The sequence below is a fragment of the Micromonospora echinofusca genome, from assembly GCF_900091445.1.
GTDB lineage: Bacteria > Actinomycetota > Actinomycetes > Mycobacteriales > Micromonosporaceae > Micromonospora > Micromonospora echinofusca.
Genome location: NZ_LT607733.1, coordinates 94,453 through 110,864 on the forward strand (window position 1 = coordinate 94,453; position 16,412 = coordinate 110,864).

The 16,412-nt window shown below is 73.9% G+C and carries 20 protein-coding genes; 13 read left to right on the forward strand and 7 right to left on the reverse strand.

The genetic code is table 11. The features are described 5' to 3' along the window. Genes GA0070610_RS00455 through GA0070610_RS00465 form a run of 3 tightly spaced genes read right to left on the reverse strand, consistent with a single transcriptional unit; the run spans nt 1 to nt 2,862 of the window. Nucleotides 1-2,055 carry an amylo-alpha-1,6-glucosidase gene (locus tag GA0070610_RS00455; RefSeq protein ID WP_088998181.1) on the reverse strand — a complete coding sequence of 685 codons (2,055 nt, stop codon included), beginning with the start codon at nt 2,053-2,055 and terminating at the stop codon, nt 1-3. Further along, on the reverse strand, nt 2,052-2,432 hold the full coding sequence (locus tag GA0070610_RS00460) for an SCP2 sterol-binding domain-containing protein (RefSeq protein ID WP_088998182.1): 381 nt from the start codon (nt 2,430-2,432) through the stop codon (nt 2,052-2,054). The genes GA0070610_RS00455 and GA0070610_RS00460 overlap by 4 nt, the downstream gene beginning before the upstream one ends. Before the next feature lie 55 nt (nt 2,433-2,487). Next, nucleotides 2,488-2,862, reverse strand: a complete 375-nt coding sequence (locus GA0070610_RS00465; RefSeq protein WP_088998183.1) for a DsrE family protein — start codon at nt 2,860-2,862, stop codon at nt 2,488-2,490. Nucleotides 2,863-2,874: 12 nt separating this feature from the next. Here GA0070610_RS00465 and mtfM point away from each other — a divergent pair, with 12 nt between their 5' ends. Beyond that, on the forward strand, nt 2,875-2,979 hold the full coding sequence (gene mtfM, locus GA0070610_RS31635; RefSeq protein WP_267897534.1) for a small membrane protein MtfM: 105 nt from the start codon (nt 2,875-2,877) through the stop codon (nt 2,977-2,979). A gap of 55 nt (nt 2,980-3,034) precedes the next feature. Then, a complete protein-coding gene (locus GA0070610_RS00470) occupies nt 3,035-3,628 on the forward strand; it encodes an FABP family protein (protein WP_088998184.1) in 594 nt (197 codons plus the stop codon). Between the two features lie 10 nt (nt 3,629-3,638). Here GA0070610_RS00470 and GA0070610_RS00475 read toward each other — a convergent pair whose 3' ends face one another. Then, the gene (locus tag GA0070610_RS00475) at nt 3,639-4,487 is read right to left on the reverse strand and encodes an aminotransferase class IV (RefSeq protein ID WP_088998185.1); all 849 of its coding nucleotides are present in this window, start codon (nt 4,485-4,487) and stop codon (nt 3,639-3,641) included. Nucleotides 4,488-4,555: 68 nt separating this feature from the next. Between GA0070610_RS00475 and GA0070610_RS00480 the strand changes: the two genes are divergently transcribed. From GA0070610_RS00480 to GA0070610_RS00500, 5 genes are all read left to right on the forward strand, one after another. After that, nucleotides 4,556-4,984 (forward strand): Fur family transcriptional regulator, encoded by a 429-nt coding sequence (locus tag GA0070610_RS00480; RefSeq protein ID WP_088998186.1) that lies wholly within the window; start codon nt 4,556-4,558, stop codon nt 4,982-4,984. Beyond that, complete coding sequence (gene ygfZ, locus GA0070610_RS00485) at nt 4,981-6,093, forward strand: CAF17-like 4Fe-4S cluster assembly/insertion protein YgfZ (protein ID WP_088998187.1); 1,113 nt, start codon at nt 4,981-4,983, stop codon at nt 6,091-6,093. The genes GA0070610_RS00480 and ygfZ overlap by 4 nt, the downstream gene beginning before the upstream one ends. A 92-nt stretch (nt 6,094-6,185) precedes the next feature. Continuing rightward, on the forward strand, nt 6,186-7,028 hold the full coding sequence (locus tag GA0070610_RS00490) for a BKACE family enzyme (RefSeq protein WP_088998188.1): 843 nt from the start codon (nt 6,186-6,188) through the stop codon (nt 7,026-7,028). Nucleotides 7,029-7,124: 96 nt separating this feature from the next. Continuing rightward, complete coding sequence (locus tag GA0070610_RS00495; protein ID WP_088998189.1) at nt 7,125-8,084, forward strand: asparaginase; 960 nt, start codon at nt 7,125-7,127, stop codon at nt 8,082-8,084. A 167-nt stretch (nt 8,085-8,251) separates the two neighbouring features. Continuing rightward, nucleotides 8,252-8,782, forward strand: a complete 531-nt coding sequence (locus tag GA0070610_RS00500) for a GNAT family N-acetyltransferase (protein WP_088998190.1) — start codon at nt 8,252-8,254, stop codon at nt 8,780-8,782. Between the two features lie 392 nt (nt 8,783-9,174). On the opposite strand, the gene GA0070610_RS00505 is transcribed toward GA0070610_RS00500, so the two are convergent. Next, nucleotides 9,175-9,972 (reverse strand): alpha/beta fold hydrolase, encoded by a 798-nt coding sequence (locus GA0070610_RS00505; protein ID WP_172896331.1) that lies wholly within the window; start codon nt 9,970-9,972, stop codon nt 9,175-9,177. 111 nt (nt 9,973-10,083) lie between these two features. Between GA0070610_RS00505 and GA0070610_RS00510 the strand changes: the two genes are divergently transcribed. From GA0070610_RS00510 to GA0070610_RS00530, 5 genes are all read left to right on the forward strand, one after another. Beyond that, nucleotides 10,084-10,707 carry a helix-turn-helix domain-containing protein gene (locus GA0070610_RS00510; protein WP_088998192.1) on the forward strand — a complete coding sequence of 208 codons (624 nt, stop codon included), beginning with the start codon at nt 10,084-10,086 and terminating at the stop codon, nt 10,705-10,707. Beyond that, nucleotides 10,707-11,540, forward strand: a complete 834-nt coding sequence (locus GA0070610_RS00515; RefSeq protein ID WP_392567280.1) for a hypothetical protein — start codon at nt 10,707-10,709, stop codon at nt 11,538-11,540. Before GA0070610_RS00510 ends, GA0070610_RS00515 begins: the two co-directional genes overlap by 1 nt. 71 nt (nt 11,541-11,611) lie before the next feature. Next, nucleotides 11,612-11,926: a DUF2516 family protein gene (locus tag GA0070610_RS00520; protein ID WP_088998194.1), complete on the forward strand. Its 315-nt coding sequence runs from the start codon at nt 11,612-11,614 to the stop codon at nt 11,924-11,926. After that, the gene (locus tag GA0070610_RS00525) at nt 11,923-12,810 is read left to right on the forward strand and encodes an alpha/beta fold hydrolase (RefSeq protein ID WP_088998195.1); all 888 of its coding nucleotides are present in this window, start codon (nt 11,923-11,925) and stop codon (nt 12,808-12,810) included. The genes GA0070610_RS00520 and GA0070610_RS00525 overlap by 4 nt, the downstream gene beginning before the upstream one ends. Before the next feature lie 11 nt (nt 12,811-12,821). Beyond that, nucleotides 12,822-13,559, forward strand: coding sequence for an alanyl-tRNA editing protein (locus GA0070610_RS00530; protein WP_088998196.1), 738 nt, complete (start codon nt 12,822-12,824; stop codon nt 13,557-13,559). Nucleotides 13,560-13,571: 12 nt separating this feature from the next. Here the strand turns inward: GA0070610_RS00530 and GA0070610_RS00535 are convergent, their stop codons facing one another. Further along, entirely contained in the window at nt 13,572-14,276 is a 705-nt protein-coding gene (locus tag GA0070610_RS00535) for a nucleotidyltransferase domain-containing protein (RefSeq protein WP_089003185.1), read from the reverse strand. 76 nt (nt 14,277-14,352) lie between these two features. Between GA0070610_RS00535 and GA0070610_RS00540 the strand changes: the two genes are divergently transcribed. Next, nucleotides 14,353-15,267 carry an SDR family oxidoreductase gene (locus GA0070610_RS00540; protein ID WP_088998197.1) on the forward strand — a complete coding sequence of 305 codons (915 nt, stop codon included), beginning with the start codon at nt 14,353-14,355 and terminating at the stop codon, nt 15,265-15,267. Here the strand turns inward: GA0070610_RS00540 and GA0070610_RS00545 are convergent. Further along, nucleotides 15,258-16,244 carry a helix-turn-helix transcriptional regulator gene (locus GA0070610_RS00545; RefSeq protein WP_088998198.1) on the reverse strand — a complete coding sequence of 329 codons (987 nt, stop codon included), beginning with the start codon at nt 16,242-16,244 and terminating at the stop codon, nt 15,258-15,260. The two genes, GA0070610_RS00540 and GA0070610_RS00545, sit on opposite strands and share 10 nt — an antisense overlap. Nucleotides 16,245-16,412 lie beyond the last annotated feature (168 nt).

Genomic DNA, 16,412 nt, shown 5'->3' on the forward strand with positions numbered 1-16,412 from the left:
TCAGCCGCGCGGGTGATCGTGCGGCGTGCGGCTGCGGCCCAGGGCGTCGACGTGGCCCCAGCGGCCCGGGATGTCGAGCAGCTCGACGCGCCCCATGCCCTCGGGCACGGCGGGGTCGATGACCAGGTGCTCGCCCTGCGGCTCCAGCCCCAGCATCACGCGCAGCAGCAGCAGCGGCGTGCCCGCCGACCAGGCCTGCGGGCTGCACGCCGTGGGGTACTCCACCGGGTAGTCGGTGAGGCTGCGCTCGTAGCCGGCGAAGGCCTCCGGCAGCCGTCCGCCGAAGAACCGGGACGCGGCCAGCATCGCGTCGCAGATCTGCCCGGCCTCCCGGCGGAACCCGTACCGCCACAGCCCCCAGGCGATGATCGAGTTGTCGAACGGCCATACCGTCCCGACGTGGTAGCCGACGGGGTTGTACCGCCCCTGGTCGTCGGCGAGCGTACGGACGCCCCAGCCGGAGTAGAGCCGGGGACCCAACAGGTGCTCGGCGATCCGGCCGGCCCGAGACTCGTCCACGATGCCGCTCCACAGCAGGTGCCCGATGTTCGAGGTCAGGGCGTCCACCTGCCGGCCGTCGGCGTCCAGGGCGAGCGCGTAGTACTCCCGCTCCGGGATCCAGAAGTCCCGATTGAACCGCATCTTGAGCTCGGCCGCCTCCCGCTCCAGCCGGTCGGCGTACGCGGGGTCGCCCCAGATCGTCCGGGCCATCCGGGCGCCGCGTACCTTCGCGTCGTACGCGTAGCCCTGGAGTTCGCAGGTGGCGCGCGGGAAGCCGGGGAGCCGGCCGTCGCGGTACGAGATGGCGTCCCAGGAGTCCTTCCAGCACTGGTTCTGCAAGCCGGTGTCCGGGTTGCGGGTCTGGTACCAGAGGTAGCCGGTACCGAGCAGGTCGCCGTACGTGTCGATCCAGGCGAGGGCGGCCCGGGCCTGGGCCTCCAGAGCCCGCACCAGCCTGTCGTCGCCGGTCCACCGCTCGTACTCGTCGAGCAGGATGACGAACAGCGGCGTCGAGTCGGCCGAGCCGTAGTACGGCGAGTGGGGCTGCTCCTCGAAGCCCGCCGTCTCGCCGTAGCGCAGCTCGTGCAGGATCTTGCCCGGCTCCTCGTCGCGGAAGTCGTCGATCCGGTGCCCCTGGAGGCCGGCCAGCATCATGATGGTCGGCGAAATCAGCTCCGGCAGGAAGGGCAGCAGCTGGAGCGAGGTGATGATGCTGTCCCGGCCGAACAGGGTCATGAACCACGGCAGGCCGGCGGCCACCAGGCGCACGCCGAGGGTGATCGACTCGTAGCGCAGCGCGGCCAGGTCGTTGAGGCTCTGCCGGTACGCCCCGGCCAGCGGCTGGCAGTCGCAGCCGAGCTTCGGTGCCCGGGCGACCAGGTCGTCCTGCTCGGCGCGGATGGCGCCCGGGTCGCGGCTGCCCCCGTACTGCGGCAGGTTGGCCCGGACGTCCTCGCCGCGCGCGCCGTAAACGACGGTCGACACGTGCAGCCGGGTCGTCCACTCGCCGCGCGGGGCGACCCGGATCCGGTAGGTCATGCCGGAGACCTCGACGTGCGCGGGCGAGGTGGTGGTGATGACCGTCTCCCGGTGGAACCCCTCGCGGCGGTAGGCCAGCCGCAGCTCGTTGTCGCCGACGGTGGCGGTGGTGTGGCCCTGCTTGCTCCGGACGTGCTTGATCTCGAACAGGTCCGCGAAGTCGGCGGCCATGTCGAGGCGGACGACGAACTCCGCCTCCTCCCCGGAGTGGTTGAGCAGGGTCAGCTCCTCCTCGAAGCTGCCGCCGATGGCTCGGCTCCGGATCACCGAGACCTTCGCGTCCAGGTAGTGCGTCGGCTCGCCGGGAACGAGGAAGAACCGGGTGCGGAAGGACTCCGCGGTGTCCACCGAGAGGGCGTGCAGCCGCTCGCCGTCGAGGGTCAGCAGCCAGGTGGAGAGGTGCCGGGTGTCGAACGAGAAGAGCCCGGTCGGGAAGTCGAGGGACGGCTCGACGTCGCCGCGCGTGTCGCTGACCAGGAAGGTGTTGCCGTCGAGAATGCTGACCAGGTCCTTCACCGCAGCCGCCCGAGCTGCGCGCGGGCGGCCTCGCGGGGGTCCCGGGCGCCGGGCGGGTCGGGGAAGAACCGCCGGAACAGCAGGAAGAGCACGACGTCGCCGCTGAAGCTGCTCTCGTTGCGCAGCACCGACGAGATCGCCTGGGCCCGGCCGGTGACGAGCCTGTCGAAAAGCTCCTCGCTGGTGTACCAGATCGCGTCGGCGGGCCCCCGGTTGCGGCTCACCTCGATCGCTCCCGGGCGCAGGTGGGCCAGCCAGTGCACCGTCCGGGTGTCCTGCGTGAGGTGGATCTGCAGGGTCCCGCTGACCGGACTGACCAGCACCTTCGGGGCGCGCGCCGGCAGTGATTCGAAGAACCGCTCCGTCGCCTCGGTCACACCCGAATCGTAGGCATTTGCCGGACGTGCCGGGTCGGTATCGGCGGGTGGCCCGTCAGTAGACCAGGGCCTGGGCGCCCTCGGCCATCGCCTCCTCGACGAAGACCGCGGCGCCGGCGATGCGGACGCCGGGCAGCACGTCGTCCGGCCCGATGTCCCGCCGGGCGGCGCACTGGGTGCAGGCCGTCACCGTGCCCGTGGTGAGGATCACGTGCAGCAGCTCGGCCAGCGGGGCCGAGTGCGGCAGCTCGAACTCCTGCGCCCGCCCGGGCAGCGCGAACCAGGTCGACTCCCCGGTCAGCCAGAGCGACACGTGCACCCCGGCGGCGGCCGCGGTGGCGGCGACGGTGAAGGCCTGGGCGCACCGCTCCGGGGCGTCCGCGCCGGCGGTGGCCTTGATCACGAGAGAGCGGGCCATGGGGCCCAGCATAGGATGGTCCCGATGGTCACCGAGATCGGGTTCGTCAGCCTGCTGGTCGCCGGCCTGGGCGCGCTCGCCGGTGGCCTGGTCTACCTGGCCGTACGCATATCGAGAGGACGCTGGTGAGCGCGAGGAGTGAGCCGGGTCTGCGAGCCCCGCAGTCGCGAACGAAGGTGGCCTGGTGAGCGACGAGAACCCGCTACAGCCGCCGCCGTGGCTGAACGCGCCGCCGGTCGACCCGTACCCCTACGAGGAGAGCCACGACCTGCGCGTCGGCCCGAAGCTGCACCCCACGCTGGACGGTCTGCTGCCGTACGTCGGGGTGTGGCGCGGCCGGGGGCGCGGCGGCTTCCCCACCATCGAGGACTTCGACTTCGCGCAGGAGATCCGGATCAGCCACGACGGCCGGCCGTTCCTGTTCTACGAGTCCCGCGCCTGGCTGCTCGACGAGCAGAGCCGCCCGGTCCGCCCGGCGGGCCGCGAGGTCGGCTGGTGGCGGCCGGTGATGGACGGCGACCGCGCCACCGACGAGCTGGAAGCGCTGATGACCGTCCCCACCGGGGTGATGGAGCTGCACATCGGCAAGCGCAAGGGCACCCAGATCGAGTTCGTCACCGACGCGGTGGTCCGCACGTCGACCGCCAAGGAGGTCACCGCCGGTCACCGCCTCTTCGGCATCGTCGAGGGCGCCCTGCTCTACGCGCAGGAGATGGCGGCCGTGGGCCACCCGCTCTCCCCGCACCTCTCCGCGCGCCTCACCCGGGTGGCCGGCTGACCCTCCCCGGTCACGCGCGGGGAAAGCCCAGGAACGCCTGGAGGGCGGGCGTACGCGCGCAGCGGCGCAGCGGGACACCGTCCAGGGTGTGCACCTCCACCAGGCCGCGGACGGACGAGCTGAGCCAGACGCCGTCGGCGGTACGCAACTCGGCGGGGGTGACCAGGCGCTCCTCGGCGCGCAGGCCCAGCTCGTGGGCGTGCCCGAGGAGCCAGGCGGCGGTCACGCCCGGCAGGATGCCGGTCTCGGCGGCGGGCACCGTGCGGAGGGTGTCACCGGTCAGCCAGATCAGGTTGGCCGTGGGCCCCTCCAGCGCGTACCCGTCGGAGGAGAGCCAGAGCGCGTCGTTTACGCCCGCGCGGGCGGCCCACCGGCGGGCGGCGGTGCTCACCGCGTACGAGGTGGACTTGATCCCGGCCGGCAGCCAGTCGAGTTCGGCGCGGGCCCGCGCCGCGACGCCGAGCGGCAGGGTCGCCACGGTGACGCCGTCGCGGCGGGCCGCCCGGGCAGCCGCCGGCACCTCGGCCAGCGTGGCGTAGCCGGTCGGTGGGCCGCCGCCCTCCGGGCCCCGGGTGCAGACCAGCCGCAGCGCCCCCTCCATCTCGGCGGGCCAGCCGGCGCGTACGGCGTCCAGCAGCCCGACCAGCACGTCGGCGGCGGGCAGCGCCAGGTCGACGGCCGCCGCCGCCCGGGCCAGCCGGGCCAGGTGGGCGTCGCGCAGCCACGGGAGCCCGGCGCGCAGGTGCATCGTCTCGAAGAGCCCGTCGCCGTGCAGCACGCCCAGGTCGTCGCCGCGCAGCACCGGCTCCCCGGGTGGCACCAGCCCGCGCCCCGGCACCGCGATCCTCGACGCCACCATGACCGCCGAGCCTAGCGGCGGGCGGTCGACCGGGCGGCGGGCGTGGCGGAGCGAACTATGATCGGACGGTGTCCGAATCCTCCCTCGCGGAAATGCTCCGGGCCCGTGGGCTCCGGCTGACGGCGCAACGGCAGTTGATCCTCCAGGCCGTGCTGGAGCTGGGGCACGCCACCCCGGAGCAGGTGCACACAGCCGTCCGGGAGGTCGCCGCAGGGGTCAACATCACCACCATCTACCGCACGCTGGAGCTGCTGGAACGGCTCGGCCTGGTCACCCACACCCACCTCTCGCACGGCTCGCCGACCTACCACGCGGCCGGCGAGGACCAGCACGTCCACCTCGTCTGCCGGGAGTGCGGGGCGATCGACGAGATCGATCCGGAGCTGCTGCGTCCGCTGGCCGACGAGTTGGCGAGCCGGCGCGGGTTCCGGGTCGACATCGGCCATGTCTCGTTCTTCGGCGTCTGCGTCCGCTGCGAGAACGGGGACCGGAAATGATCGACATCGCGGGTGCGGTGAGCGTCGAGAGCATCGACGAGGCCAGCCGGGACCAGCCCGAGCCGGCGCACGCGGCGGCCGGCGTGCGGGGGGTGGCGGCACACTACGGCGACCCGATGCGCGAGCAGCGCACCCTCGACACGGCGGTCGGCCTGGTCGACCGGTCGCACCGGGGCGTCGTCGCGGTGCCGGGCGAGGAGCGGATCGGCTGGCTGCACACCCTCACCAGCCAGCACCTGGCGCAGCTCGGCGCCGGCCAGGGCACGGAGCTGCTGGTGCTCTCCCCGCACGGGCACGTCGAGCAGCACGCCATGGTCGCCGAGGACGGCGTCACCACCTGGCTCGACACCGAGCCGGGCGCCACCGCGGGCCTGCTGTCGTACCTGGAGCGGATGCGGTTCTTCAGCAAGGTCGAGCCGCGCGACGTGACCGCCGAGCACGCGCTGCTGTCGCTGGTCGGGCCCGAGGCGCCGGCCGCGGTGGAGACGCTCGGCGTGACCGGGCTGGCGGCGCCCGACGTGGTCGCGGTGCCGGGTCCGAAGTTCCGCGCCGGCGAGCTGCCGCCGCGGCCCACCGCGCTGTACGACGTGCGCCCGTTGCCCGTGGGCGGCTGGGCGCGCCGGGGCCCGCTCGGCGTCGACCTGCTGGTGCCCCGGGCCGCGATGGAGCAGGTGGTCACCCAGCTGCGGGGCGACGGGGTGCCGGTTGCCGGGCTGTGGGCGTACGAGGCGGTGCGGGTGGCCGCCCGGCGGGCCCGGGTCGGGGTGGACACCGACCATCGGACGATCCCGGCCGAGGTGGACCTCGTCGCCCCGGCCGTGCACCTGGACAAGGGCTGCTACCGGGGCCAGGAGACCGTGGCCCGGGTGCACAACATGGGCCGGCCGCCGCGTCGGCTCGTACTGCTGCACCTGGACGGCGTGACCACCGACCAGCCGCCGGTCGCCGGCACGCCGGTGACCCTCGACGGTCGGGCGGTCGGTTTCGTCGGCACGGCCGTGCACCACCACGAGCTGGGCCAGGTCGCCCTGGCCGTGGTCAAGCGCAACGTGGCCGACGACGCCCGCCTGCTCATCGGCGAGACCGCCGCCGCGATCGATCCGGTCTGACCGCCCATCGGCGAAAGATTCTCTGCTCGGACGCGTTGAGGCCGGAAAAGTTCCGGTCGACTGGCTCGCCGGCCTCGGTCTAGGATCCGGGCATGACGACAGGGACGTTGATCACGGTTGCCCCCACCGGCGCGGAGTCGGCCAAGGCCGAGGTGCCGGCGCTGCCGGTGACTCTCGACGAGCTGCTGCTCACCGCCAAGGAGTGCGAGGCGCTCGGCGCCGCCGTGATCCACGTCCACATCCGCGACGACGAGGCGAAGCCGACCCTCGACCAGGGGCGGCTGCGGGAGACCGTGGCGGCGCTGCGGGAGAGCACCGACCTGATCGTGCAGCTCTCCTCCGGCGGCGCGGTGACCGACCCGGAGGCCGACCGGCTCGCGGTGCTCGACGCCGGGCCGGACATGGCCTCCTGCACGATGGGCACGCTCAACTTCGGCGACGACGTCTTCCTCAACCGCTGGGAGTTCATCGTCGACCTGCACACCCGGATGCAGGAGCGGGGCATCGTGCCCGAGTACGAGATCTTCGACCTCGGCCACCTCACCGCCCTGCAACGGCTGCTCGGCAAGTACGGCCTGCCGGCCGGCGGGCACGTGCACGTCGATTTCGTGATGGGCGTGCCGGGCGGCATGCCGGGCACCACGGCCACGCTGGTCGCCGCCCACCAGGCGCTGCGCGACCTGCCCGAGGGCACCACCTTCTCGGCCACCGGCATCGGCCGCAGCACCATCCCGGTCATGCTGGCCTCGCTCTCGGCCGGCGGGCACCTACGGGTCGGCATGGAGGACACGGTGACCTACGCCAAGGGCCGCCCGGTGGAGTCCAACATGCAGCTCGTCGCCAGGGCGGTCGGCTTCGCCCAGCTCGCCCAGCGGCCGCCGTTGACCACCGCCGAGGCGCGCGGTCTGCTCGGCGTGCCCAACGCCGGCCGGTAAGCGGCGACCCGGGCCGGCGCTGCTGTACACCGGCTGCTCGACGGCCTGCTCACCCGCGTGCCGGGCGCGGTCCACGGTGCCGGTACCGTCCACCCTGTGGGAAAGACGTACGAGGGCGGCGCGCCGCTCGCCGAGGTGGTCCGGTCGGGGTTCGTGGAGGGCGTGCACCGGGGCTCGGTGGTGGTGCTCGACGCCTCGGGGCAGACGGTGACCGGTGCCGGGGACGTGAACTCCCCGGTCTTCCCGCGCTCGTCGAACAAGCCGATGCAGGCGGTCGGGATGCTCCGCGCCGGGCTGACGCTGGCCGATTCCGCCGACGTCGCGCTGGTCTCGGCCAGCCACGCCGGGGAGGAGTTCCACCTGATCCGGGTCGGCGCGCTGCTCGCCCGCGCAGGGCTGGACGAGTCGGCCCTGCACTGCCCGCCGGACCTGCCCGTCGGCGACGAGGCGCGGACGGCCGTGCTGCGGGCCGGCGGCGGCCCCACCCGTACGCAGATGAACTGCTCCGGCAAGCACAGCGGGATGCTGCTGACCTGCCTGGCCGCCGGCTGGCCGCTCGACGGCTACTGGCGCCCGGAGCACCCGTTGCAGCAGGCGCTGCGGGACGCGGTGGAGGAGTTCACCGGCGAGCGGGCCGCGGCGGTCGGGGTGGACGGCTGCGGCGCCCCGGTGCTCGCCGTCTCGCTGACCGGCCTGGCCGGCGCGTACCTCCGGCTCGTCTCGGCGGAGCCCGGCACCGTGCCGCGGACGGTGGCCGACGCGATGCGCGCGCACCCCGACCTGGTCGGCGGCACGCGGGCCGAGGACAGCCGGCTCATGCGCGGGGTTCCCGGGCTGCTCGCCAAGGTGGGCGCCGAGGGGGTCATCGCCGCCGCGGTGCCCGGCGTCGGGGCGGTCGCCCTCAAGATCGACGACGGTGCGGGCCGCGCCCGGATGCCGGTGCTGGTCTCCGCCCTGCGCCGGCTCGGGCTGGACGCCCCGGTGCTGACCGAGTACGCCGAACTGCCGCTCTTCGGCGGCGGGCTGCCGGTCGGCGCCGTCCGCCCCCTCTGGTAGCCCGAGCCGGAGCCGTCACTCGTATCCCATGGCCGGGATGACGTCGGTGAGGGTGCAGAAGGCATGGCGGGCAGTCAAGCTCTCAGCCCGGCGCCTGTGCAAACCATTTATCCCCTCCACCCGCTGCTGCGGAGGCGCGTCGCCCGGCGCTGGCAAGATTCGGTGGCATGCGCACCCTCGCGAGCGACCGCCTCCTGCTGCGCCCCTGGCGCGACGAGGACGCCGACTTCCTCCTGGATCTCGAGTCGCGTTGGGAGGTCGTGCGATTCCTGGGCGCGCAGCCCACGACCATGAACAACCGCGAGGAAGCCCTCGCCTCGATCGCGCGCCGACGCGCCATCGACGATCCGATTCACGGGATCTGGGCCATCACCACAGCGACGGACGGCCGGCTGGTGGGAAACCTCCTGCTCAAGCCGATTCCCCTGTCGGCCGGGGAACCGGTTGGCGGGCCGACCGATGTCGAGATCGGCTGGCACCTGCATCCGGACGCCTGGGGGCGCGGCTACGCCACCGAAGCAGCGGCGGCGGTCCTGGACGACGCGTTCAGCCGGGGCCTGCCGAGGGTCGTCGCGGTCACGGATCCGGACAACCGTGCCTCCCAGGCCGTCTGCCGGCGGCTCGGCATGACGCACCTGGGCCGGACGACGAGGTACTACGACACGCCGAACGAGCTCTTCGAGAAGCTGGCCAGCTGATCGGCGCCGAGCGGTTCGCCTCGCTCGATGGGTAGCGGCGAGGGCTCAGCGCCAGAATTTCAAGAGGCGCGCGCCAGCGGACATCCCGGCTGCGCCAACCTCGACGACAGAACCGGCCTTCTCCGCGACGCGGCAGGACGCCGTGCTTGGGTGTGGTCCGCTCGTCGCGCGGGCGGGCCTGCCGGCGGACGCCGTGGCGGACGTGCGCCGGCCGCGATACCACATAGGCATTTTTATACCCGAGAGGTATCAGTGGTCCCTGCGGCACTGGTCCATCAGATCCACACGCCCCGCCACTTCCGAAACTCACCGTGATCGGGCCTCCGCCCCGAAACCCCGCACCGTCGTCGACGAGGGGGCGAGTGTCAGGGCGGGAAACGAGGGGGCGAGTGTCAGGGCAGGAAGTCGAGCAGGGCGGCGTTGACCGGGGCGGGTCGCTCCAGTGGCAGCAGGTGACCGGCGTTCGGCACGTCGGGCAGGCGGACGGCGTTCGGCGCCTCGGCGGCGATCCGGTCGGCGAGGCGGCTGATGTCGGGCACGTCCGCCGCGCCGGCGCCGACCAGGACGGGCATCCGCAGCTCGCCGAGGCGGCCGATCGCGGGCGGGTCGAGTTCGGCGACGTCGACCGCGCTGAGCGCCAGCTCGGCGGCGAGCGCCCGCTGGTCCATCTCGTGGGCGAAGGCGAGCAGTGCCGGGTCGACGTCGGCGGGCTCGCGGCCCGGGCCGACCACCCAGAACCGCACCTCGCCGGCGGCGCTCGCGGCGAAGTCCTCCGGGTCGACCTCGCCCACCAGGCTCTCCCAGAGGTCGTTCGCCGCCTCCGACCACTCGTGGCCCGAGGCGGCGGTGCCGAGGAGGGCGAGCGCGCTGACCCGCTCCGGGTGGGCCAGCGCGGTGTCGATCGCGACGGCGCCGCCGAACGAGCAGCCCACCAGGGCGGCCCGGGGGAGGTCGAGCGCGTCGAGCAGCCCGGCCACGTCGTCGTGGTGGGCGAACGGGGTCGGCGGCAGCTCGGAGTCCCCGTACCCGCGCAGGTCGAGGGCGATCACCCGGTGGCGCGCGGCCAGCGGGCCGACCTGCTCCCGCCACATCCGGCGGTCGGCGATGCCGGCGTGCAGCAGGACGACGGGCGTGCCGCTGCCGGTGTCGTCGTACGCGAGCAGGGCGCCGTTCACCTCGATCTTGGTCACTGCGGCAAGGTACGCACCGGGGAGACCGGGGCGCAACCGCGAAGTGAGACGTCGCTAACTCTGGTTAGCGTTTTGCTTGCAGGAGCTAGCAGGGCGCGTTAGCGTCGAGCCATGGCCACTGGTAAGGACCTTCCCGACGTCGGCGGGTTCATCCGCGATCTGCGCCGCAACGCGAAGATCTCGCTCCGGCAGCTCGCCGAGCAGGCGGGGGTCAGCAACCCGTACCTCAGCCAGATCGAGCGCGGCCTGCGCAAGCCGAGCGCGGAGGTGCTCCAGCAGCTCGCCAGCGCGCTGCGGGTCTCCACCCCGGCGATGTACCTGCGGGCCGGGCTGCTCGACGACAAGGAGGGCCAGGGCGTGCTCGCGGCCATCTCGGTCGACCCCGACCTGACGATGGCGCAGAAGCAGTCGCTGACCCAGATCTACGAGACGTTCCGCCGGGAGAACGCGCGGCTGGCCGAGGCGACCGCGGCGGCCACCGGCGCGACGCCCGCCACCGGACCCGAGACCGCCCCCGGCGCGGGCACGCCGGATCCCGTCGAGGCGGCGCCCGACCTGGCCAACCTCGCTGCCACGGGTCCCACCACGGCGGAGGGCACCCCGACCGAGGCCGTTCTGGAGTCGGTCGCCGTCACCGAGGCCGGCCCCGCCCCCGCTCCGACCGACACCCCCGAGAAGAAGGCCGCCCGCAGCGCGGTCCGGAAGGCCGCCGACGCGGCCGAAGAGGAGAAGTGATGACCCAGCCGAAGACCAGTCGCATCCCGGCCCCGATCTACGCCGCCGCCGGCGCCGGCGAGCTGGCCCTCCAGCAGCTGCGCAAGCTCCCCGCCGTTGTGACCGACCTGGGCACCAAGGTCGTCGCCGACCTGGGTGGCAAGGCCGTCGTCACCGGCGTCGAGCTACGGCAGAAGGCCAACGACACCCTGCGTACGGCGAACCTGACCGCGGAGGGCCTGCGCGAGAAGGCCGTCCCGACCGAGCTGGACCTGAAGCGCCTGCGTGAGGCCGCCGACCTGAACAAGCTGCGCGAGGTGGCCGACCTCGACAAGCTGCGCGAGGTGGCCGACCTGGACCGGCTCCGTGCGCTGGCCACCCGTAACGCCGCCGTGGTGGTCGCCGGGGCCCAGGCCGCGCAGGAGCGGGCGCAGGCCGCGTACGTCGCGCTGATCGCCCGTGGTGAGCGGGTCGTCGGGGCCGGCGTGCTGGAGGCCGCCGAGACCGTGAACGCCGACATCGAGGCGACCGAGGCCGACACCGAGCCGGTCGAGACCGGTGCGAAGCCGGCTGCCGTCCGGCCCGCCGCCGAGGTGGCGACCCCGGCTGTGACCGCCGAGGCGTCGACCCCGGCCGCGCCCGCCGAGGCGTCGACCCCGGCCGCGCCCGCCGAGGCGTCGACCACGCCCGCCGAGGTGCCGACCCCGGCCGACGTGGCCGAGGTGCTGGAGGCCAAGCCGGCCGCCGCGAAGAAGGCGACGACCCGGGCCACCAAGGCCGCCGCCAAGCCGGCCGCCACCCCGTCGGCGAAGCTGCCCCGGGCCGCCAAGCGGACCCGCCCGGCCGCCGAGTAGTTCGTCCCGCCCGGTGAGCCCGGATGCGTCCTGTCGGACGTATCCGGGCTCACCGGCATAAGCTTGCCGACATGGCCTACGCCGCGCCGCTCTTCGCCTTCGATGTTCGCTACGTGATCGAGCTGATCCTGCTCGTCTTCGCGTTGATCGTGCAGGGCATCGCCCTGGTGCACGCCATCACCCAGCGCTCCGACGCCTTCGCCGCCATCGGCACTCTGCCCAAGGGCGGCTGGATCGCGATCCTCGCCGTCTGCCTGGTGTTGACTCTGCTCGGCTTCGGCCCGATCAGCCTCTTCGGACTCGTCGGCATCGCCGCCGGCCTGATCTACCTGCTCGACGTCCGGGTGGGGCTGCGCGACCTGAGCGACGGCAAAGGGTTCTGGTGAGAGGTTTCCGCTGGCCGCCGCCGCCGGACGGCGGGCCCCGCACCTGGGGACCCGGCCCGGGCGGCCCGCGCACCGGCAGGCCGGCCCTGCCGGAGCCGGAGACCGAGCTGATCGCCACGCCGCACGGCGTACGCCTGGAACAGCTCCTCACCGGAGCGGGTGACCCGGTCACGGTGTTCGCCCACGGCCTGGGCAACGGCATCGCCACCACCCGGCCGTTCGGCAGCGGGGTGACGGGCCGCAAGCTGTTCTTCCAGTTCCGGGGGCACGGCCGCTCCGACGCGCCGCCCGGTCCGTGGAGCTACCTGGACCTGGCCCGTGACCTGCGCTCCATCGCCGACCTCGGGGGTGCCACCCGGGCGTTCGGCGCCAGCCTCGGCGCGGGCGCCCTCTGCCGGCTGCTCGCCGAGAGCCCCGAACGCTTCGAGCGGCTGGTCCTCTTCCTGCCAGCGGCGCTGGACCGGCCGCGCGGCGAGGTCGCCCGGGCCCGGCTGACCGCCCTGTTCGAGGCCGTGGAGAGCGGCGACGCCGCGGCCGTGGCCGACGTGGTCCAGGCCGAGCTGCCGCCCGCCGTACGCAACACCCCGGCCGGCTGGGCCTACCTGCGTCAGCGCCTCGACCAGCTCCTGCGCGACGGGCTCGCCCCGGGGCTGGCGAGCCTGCCCGAGCAGGCGCCTCTGCGCGACGCCGGTGCGTTGGCCGCGGTCACCGCGCCGGCCCTCGTCATCGGCTGCGCCGGCGACGACCTGCACCCGGTCGAGGTCGCCGAGCAGCTCGCCGCCGCGCTGCCCCGGGCCACCCTGCACGTGTACGACCGGCCCGGCGTCCTCTGGACGGAACGCGCCGACCTGCGAAGCCGGATATCCGCCTTCCTCAACGAGTAACGTGCCCTGTCATGGGCGTCACACACCACGGTCGTACGCACCGGCTGGACCTGGCCGATCCGACACTGCGGGAGTGGGAGTGCACGGTGCTGCACGCCGATCCCGAGCAGGGCGTCGTGCTGGACCGGTCGGCGTTCTATCCGGGCGGCGGCGGGCAGCCGCCGGACCACGGCGTACTGCTCTGGCAGGGGGTGCAGACGAGGATCGTCGGCACCCGTAAGGGCGACGACCTGTGGCTGATCCCGGCCGAGGGCGACCCGCTGCCGCCGGCCGGGACGGCGGTGACCGGGGCGGTCGAGGACGACCGGCGCACCCGGCTGATGCGGACCCACTCCGGGCTGCACGTGCTCTGCGGCGTGGTGTTCCGCGACTTCGGCGCGCTCGTCACCGGCGGCAACATGGAACCGGGCGAGGCCAGGATGGACTTCAACCTGCCCGAGGTGCCGGCCGACTTCAAGAGCCGCATCGAGGAGCTGGTCAACGCCGAGGTGGCCGCCGACCGGGCGGTGGCCGTGCGGGTGCTGCCCCGGGCGGAGGCGCTCGCGCTGCCCGACATCATCCGTACCCAGTCGAACCTCATCCCGCCCGACGAGCAGGAGGTGCGGATCGTCGACATCGTCGGACTGGACGTCCAGGCCGACGGCGGCACGCACGTCGCCTCCACCGCGCAGATCGGCAAGGTGCAGGTGGTCAAGGTGGAGAGCAAGGGACGGGCCAACCGCCGGGTCCGCGTACGCCTGGCGGACTGACCCCGCGCGGGGTCAGTCGGCGGCGCGGCGGGCCCGCCCCGGCGGCAGGTGGGCGGCGCGCACGTCGAGCAGCCAGCGTTCCACGGTCGCCTCGTCCGGGCGGTCCGGCAGCGGGGTGCGGATCCGGTCGAAGTCGCGCTCCGCCTCGGCGACCAGGGCCCGGGCCTCGTCCAACGCGCCGCCCGCCACCCGCTCGCCGAAGCCGCGGAACCACTCCGGGTCGGCGAGCCGGATCTCCAGCACGCCGGTGGCGTAGAGCAGCCGGCCCTGGTGCACCAGCCGCGCCAGGTGCCGGGCGTGCTTGGCGGTGCGCCGCCGGGTGTCGGCCGAGAACGTGCCGTCGCCCCGGGACTCCAACTTGCGGAACTGCTGGCCGGCGTAGCCCAGGTAGGCGTCGCGGACGCGGGGCGCGCTGAGGAACGCCGAGCGGATGGCGACCAGCCGGTCGCCGAACTCCGTCCGGGTCTCGTAGCAGTCCTGCGGCAACCAGGCCAGTTCGGTGGCGGTCGGGTTGCCGCTCAGCGCCAGGCGGCACCACTTCGCGGCCTCGTGCAGGGTGATGTCGGGATCGGTGGTCACCACCGACTCGCGGGGCGGGCGCAGCCCGTGGAAGGCGACGGTGGGCGCGGCGAAGACGCCGATCCGGTCGACGTCGGAGCCCGGCCCGGCCAGCCCGTACGCGACCGAGCCGACGATCCCGGAGAGCAGCAGGTGCATGCCGGCGAGCATGACGGACGACACGGCTTCGCGAAACCGGACTTCGGTTGTCAGGTATCGCTGACAGGCTCGCCGCATGACGAAACCGCTGACAGGAAAGATCGCGCTCGTCGCCGGGGCGACACGGGGCGCCGGCCGGCAGTTCGCGGTCCAGCTCGGCGCCGCCGGCGCCACGGTCTACGCCACCGGCCGCAGCAGCAGGGCGGGCCGCTCCGAGATGGACCGCCCGGAGACCATCGAGGAGACCGCCGAGCTGGTCACCGCCGCCGGCGGCACCGGCATCGCGGTACGGGTCGACCACCTCGTCCCCGAGCAGGTCCGCGACCTCGTCGCCCGGATCGACGCCGAGCAGGGCCGCCTCGACGTGCTGGTCAACGACATCTGGGGCGGCGACCCCCTGACCACCTGGGAGAAGCCGGTCTGGGAACAGCCGCTGGAAGCCGGCTTCCGCAGCCTGCGCCTGGCGATCGACACGCACATCGTCACCGCCCACTTCGCGCTGCCGCTGATGATCCGCCACCCCGGCGGGCTGGTCGTCGAGGTCGGCGACGGCACGAAGGCGTACAACGACACCCACTACCGGCTGTCGGTCTTCTACGACCTGGCGAAGACGTCGGTCAACCGGCTCGCGTACGTCTGGGGGCACGAGCTGAAGCCGCACGGCGGCACCGCCGTGGCGCTGACACCGGGCTGGATCCGGTCCGAGGCGATGCTGGAGCACTTCGGGGTCACCGAGGAGACCTGGCGGGACGGCGCCGCCAAGGATCCGCACTTCCTCATCTCGGAGACCCCGGCGTTCGTCGGGCGCGCGGTCGCCGCGCTCGCCGCCGACGAGGACCGGGCCCGCTGGAACCAGGCATCCGTCTCGGCCGGCGAACTGGCCCAGGTGTACGGGTTCACCGACGTCGACGGCAGCCGGCCGGACGGGTTCCGCTACATCACCGAGGTGGTGGAGACGGGCAGACCGGCCGACGTGACCGGCTACCGCTGACCGGGCGCGACCCGGTAGACGGCGGCGGACCGCCTGGCGGCGTCGACCATCAGCTCCCGCAGTTCGGGCGGGCCGAGCACCTCCACCTCCGGCCCCAGGGACAGCAACTGGGCGTACGCGACGTCGACGGACTCGACGGGCAGGCGGGTCACCACCCACCCCTGCCCGTCGGGTTCGCCGGCCGCGGCGAGCGCCTCGTCGTACGCGAAGGGGCCGTCGGCGACGAAGCGGAGCCGGCGCAGGCCGACGGGGCTCAGCCGCACCGTGACCTCGGCCCGGAGCATGCCGCGCAGGAACTCCTCGGCCTGCTCCCGCCAGTATCCGGCCAGGTCGAAGCCGGCGTCCCGGTCGAAGGTCGCGGTCTGGACCCCGACGTGGGTGACCCGGTCCACCCGGTACGTGCGGTACGCGCCGCCGACCCGGCCGACGAGATACCAGACCCCGTTCTTGAGCACCAGCCCGTACGGGTGCGCCTCCCGCTCGACCTCGCGGTCGCCGCGCCGGTAGCGCAGTTCGACGATCCGGTCCCGCCACACCGCGCCGGCCAGCTCGGTCAGCCACGGCGGAGGACCGGACTCCCGGAACCAGCCCGGCACGTCCAGGTGGAAGCGCTGTCCGGTGCGCACCGGCGCGTCGCGCAGGCTCGGCGGGAGCGCGGCGAGCACCTTCAGCTCGGCCGAGGCCACCGCGTCGGCGAGCCCCATGTCGCCCGCCGGCCCGGGCAGCCCGGCCAGGAAGAGCGCCTCCGCCTCGTCCCGGGTCAGCCCGGTCAGCCGGGTCCGGTAGCCGCCGAGCAGCCGGTAGCCACCGGCGCGGCCCCGGTCGGCGTAGACCGGCACCCCGGCGGCGGAGAGCGCCAGCACGTCCCGGTAGACCGTCCGCTCGGAGACCTCCAGCTCCCGCGCCAGCTCCGCCGCGGTCATCGTCTCCCGCGCCTGGAGCAGCAGGACCAACGAGATCAACCGGGCCGCCCGCACCCGTCCATCCTGCCCGCCGCCGCGGCCCGGCGGTCGTCCGCCTCGGGTGTCGGTCAGCCGCGCCCGTTGAGGCGTGTCCAAGAGCGGTTGGTCGTGCAGCGGGTGAGTGGCAACACCGCCGGTCGTCGCCCGCAGCCCGGTGCGACCAGGCATGGGTCCTGAACAGAC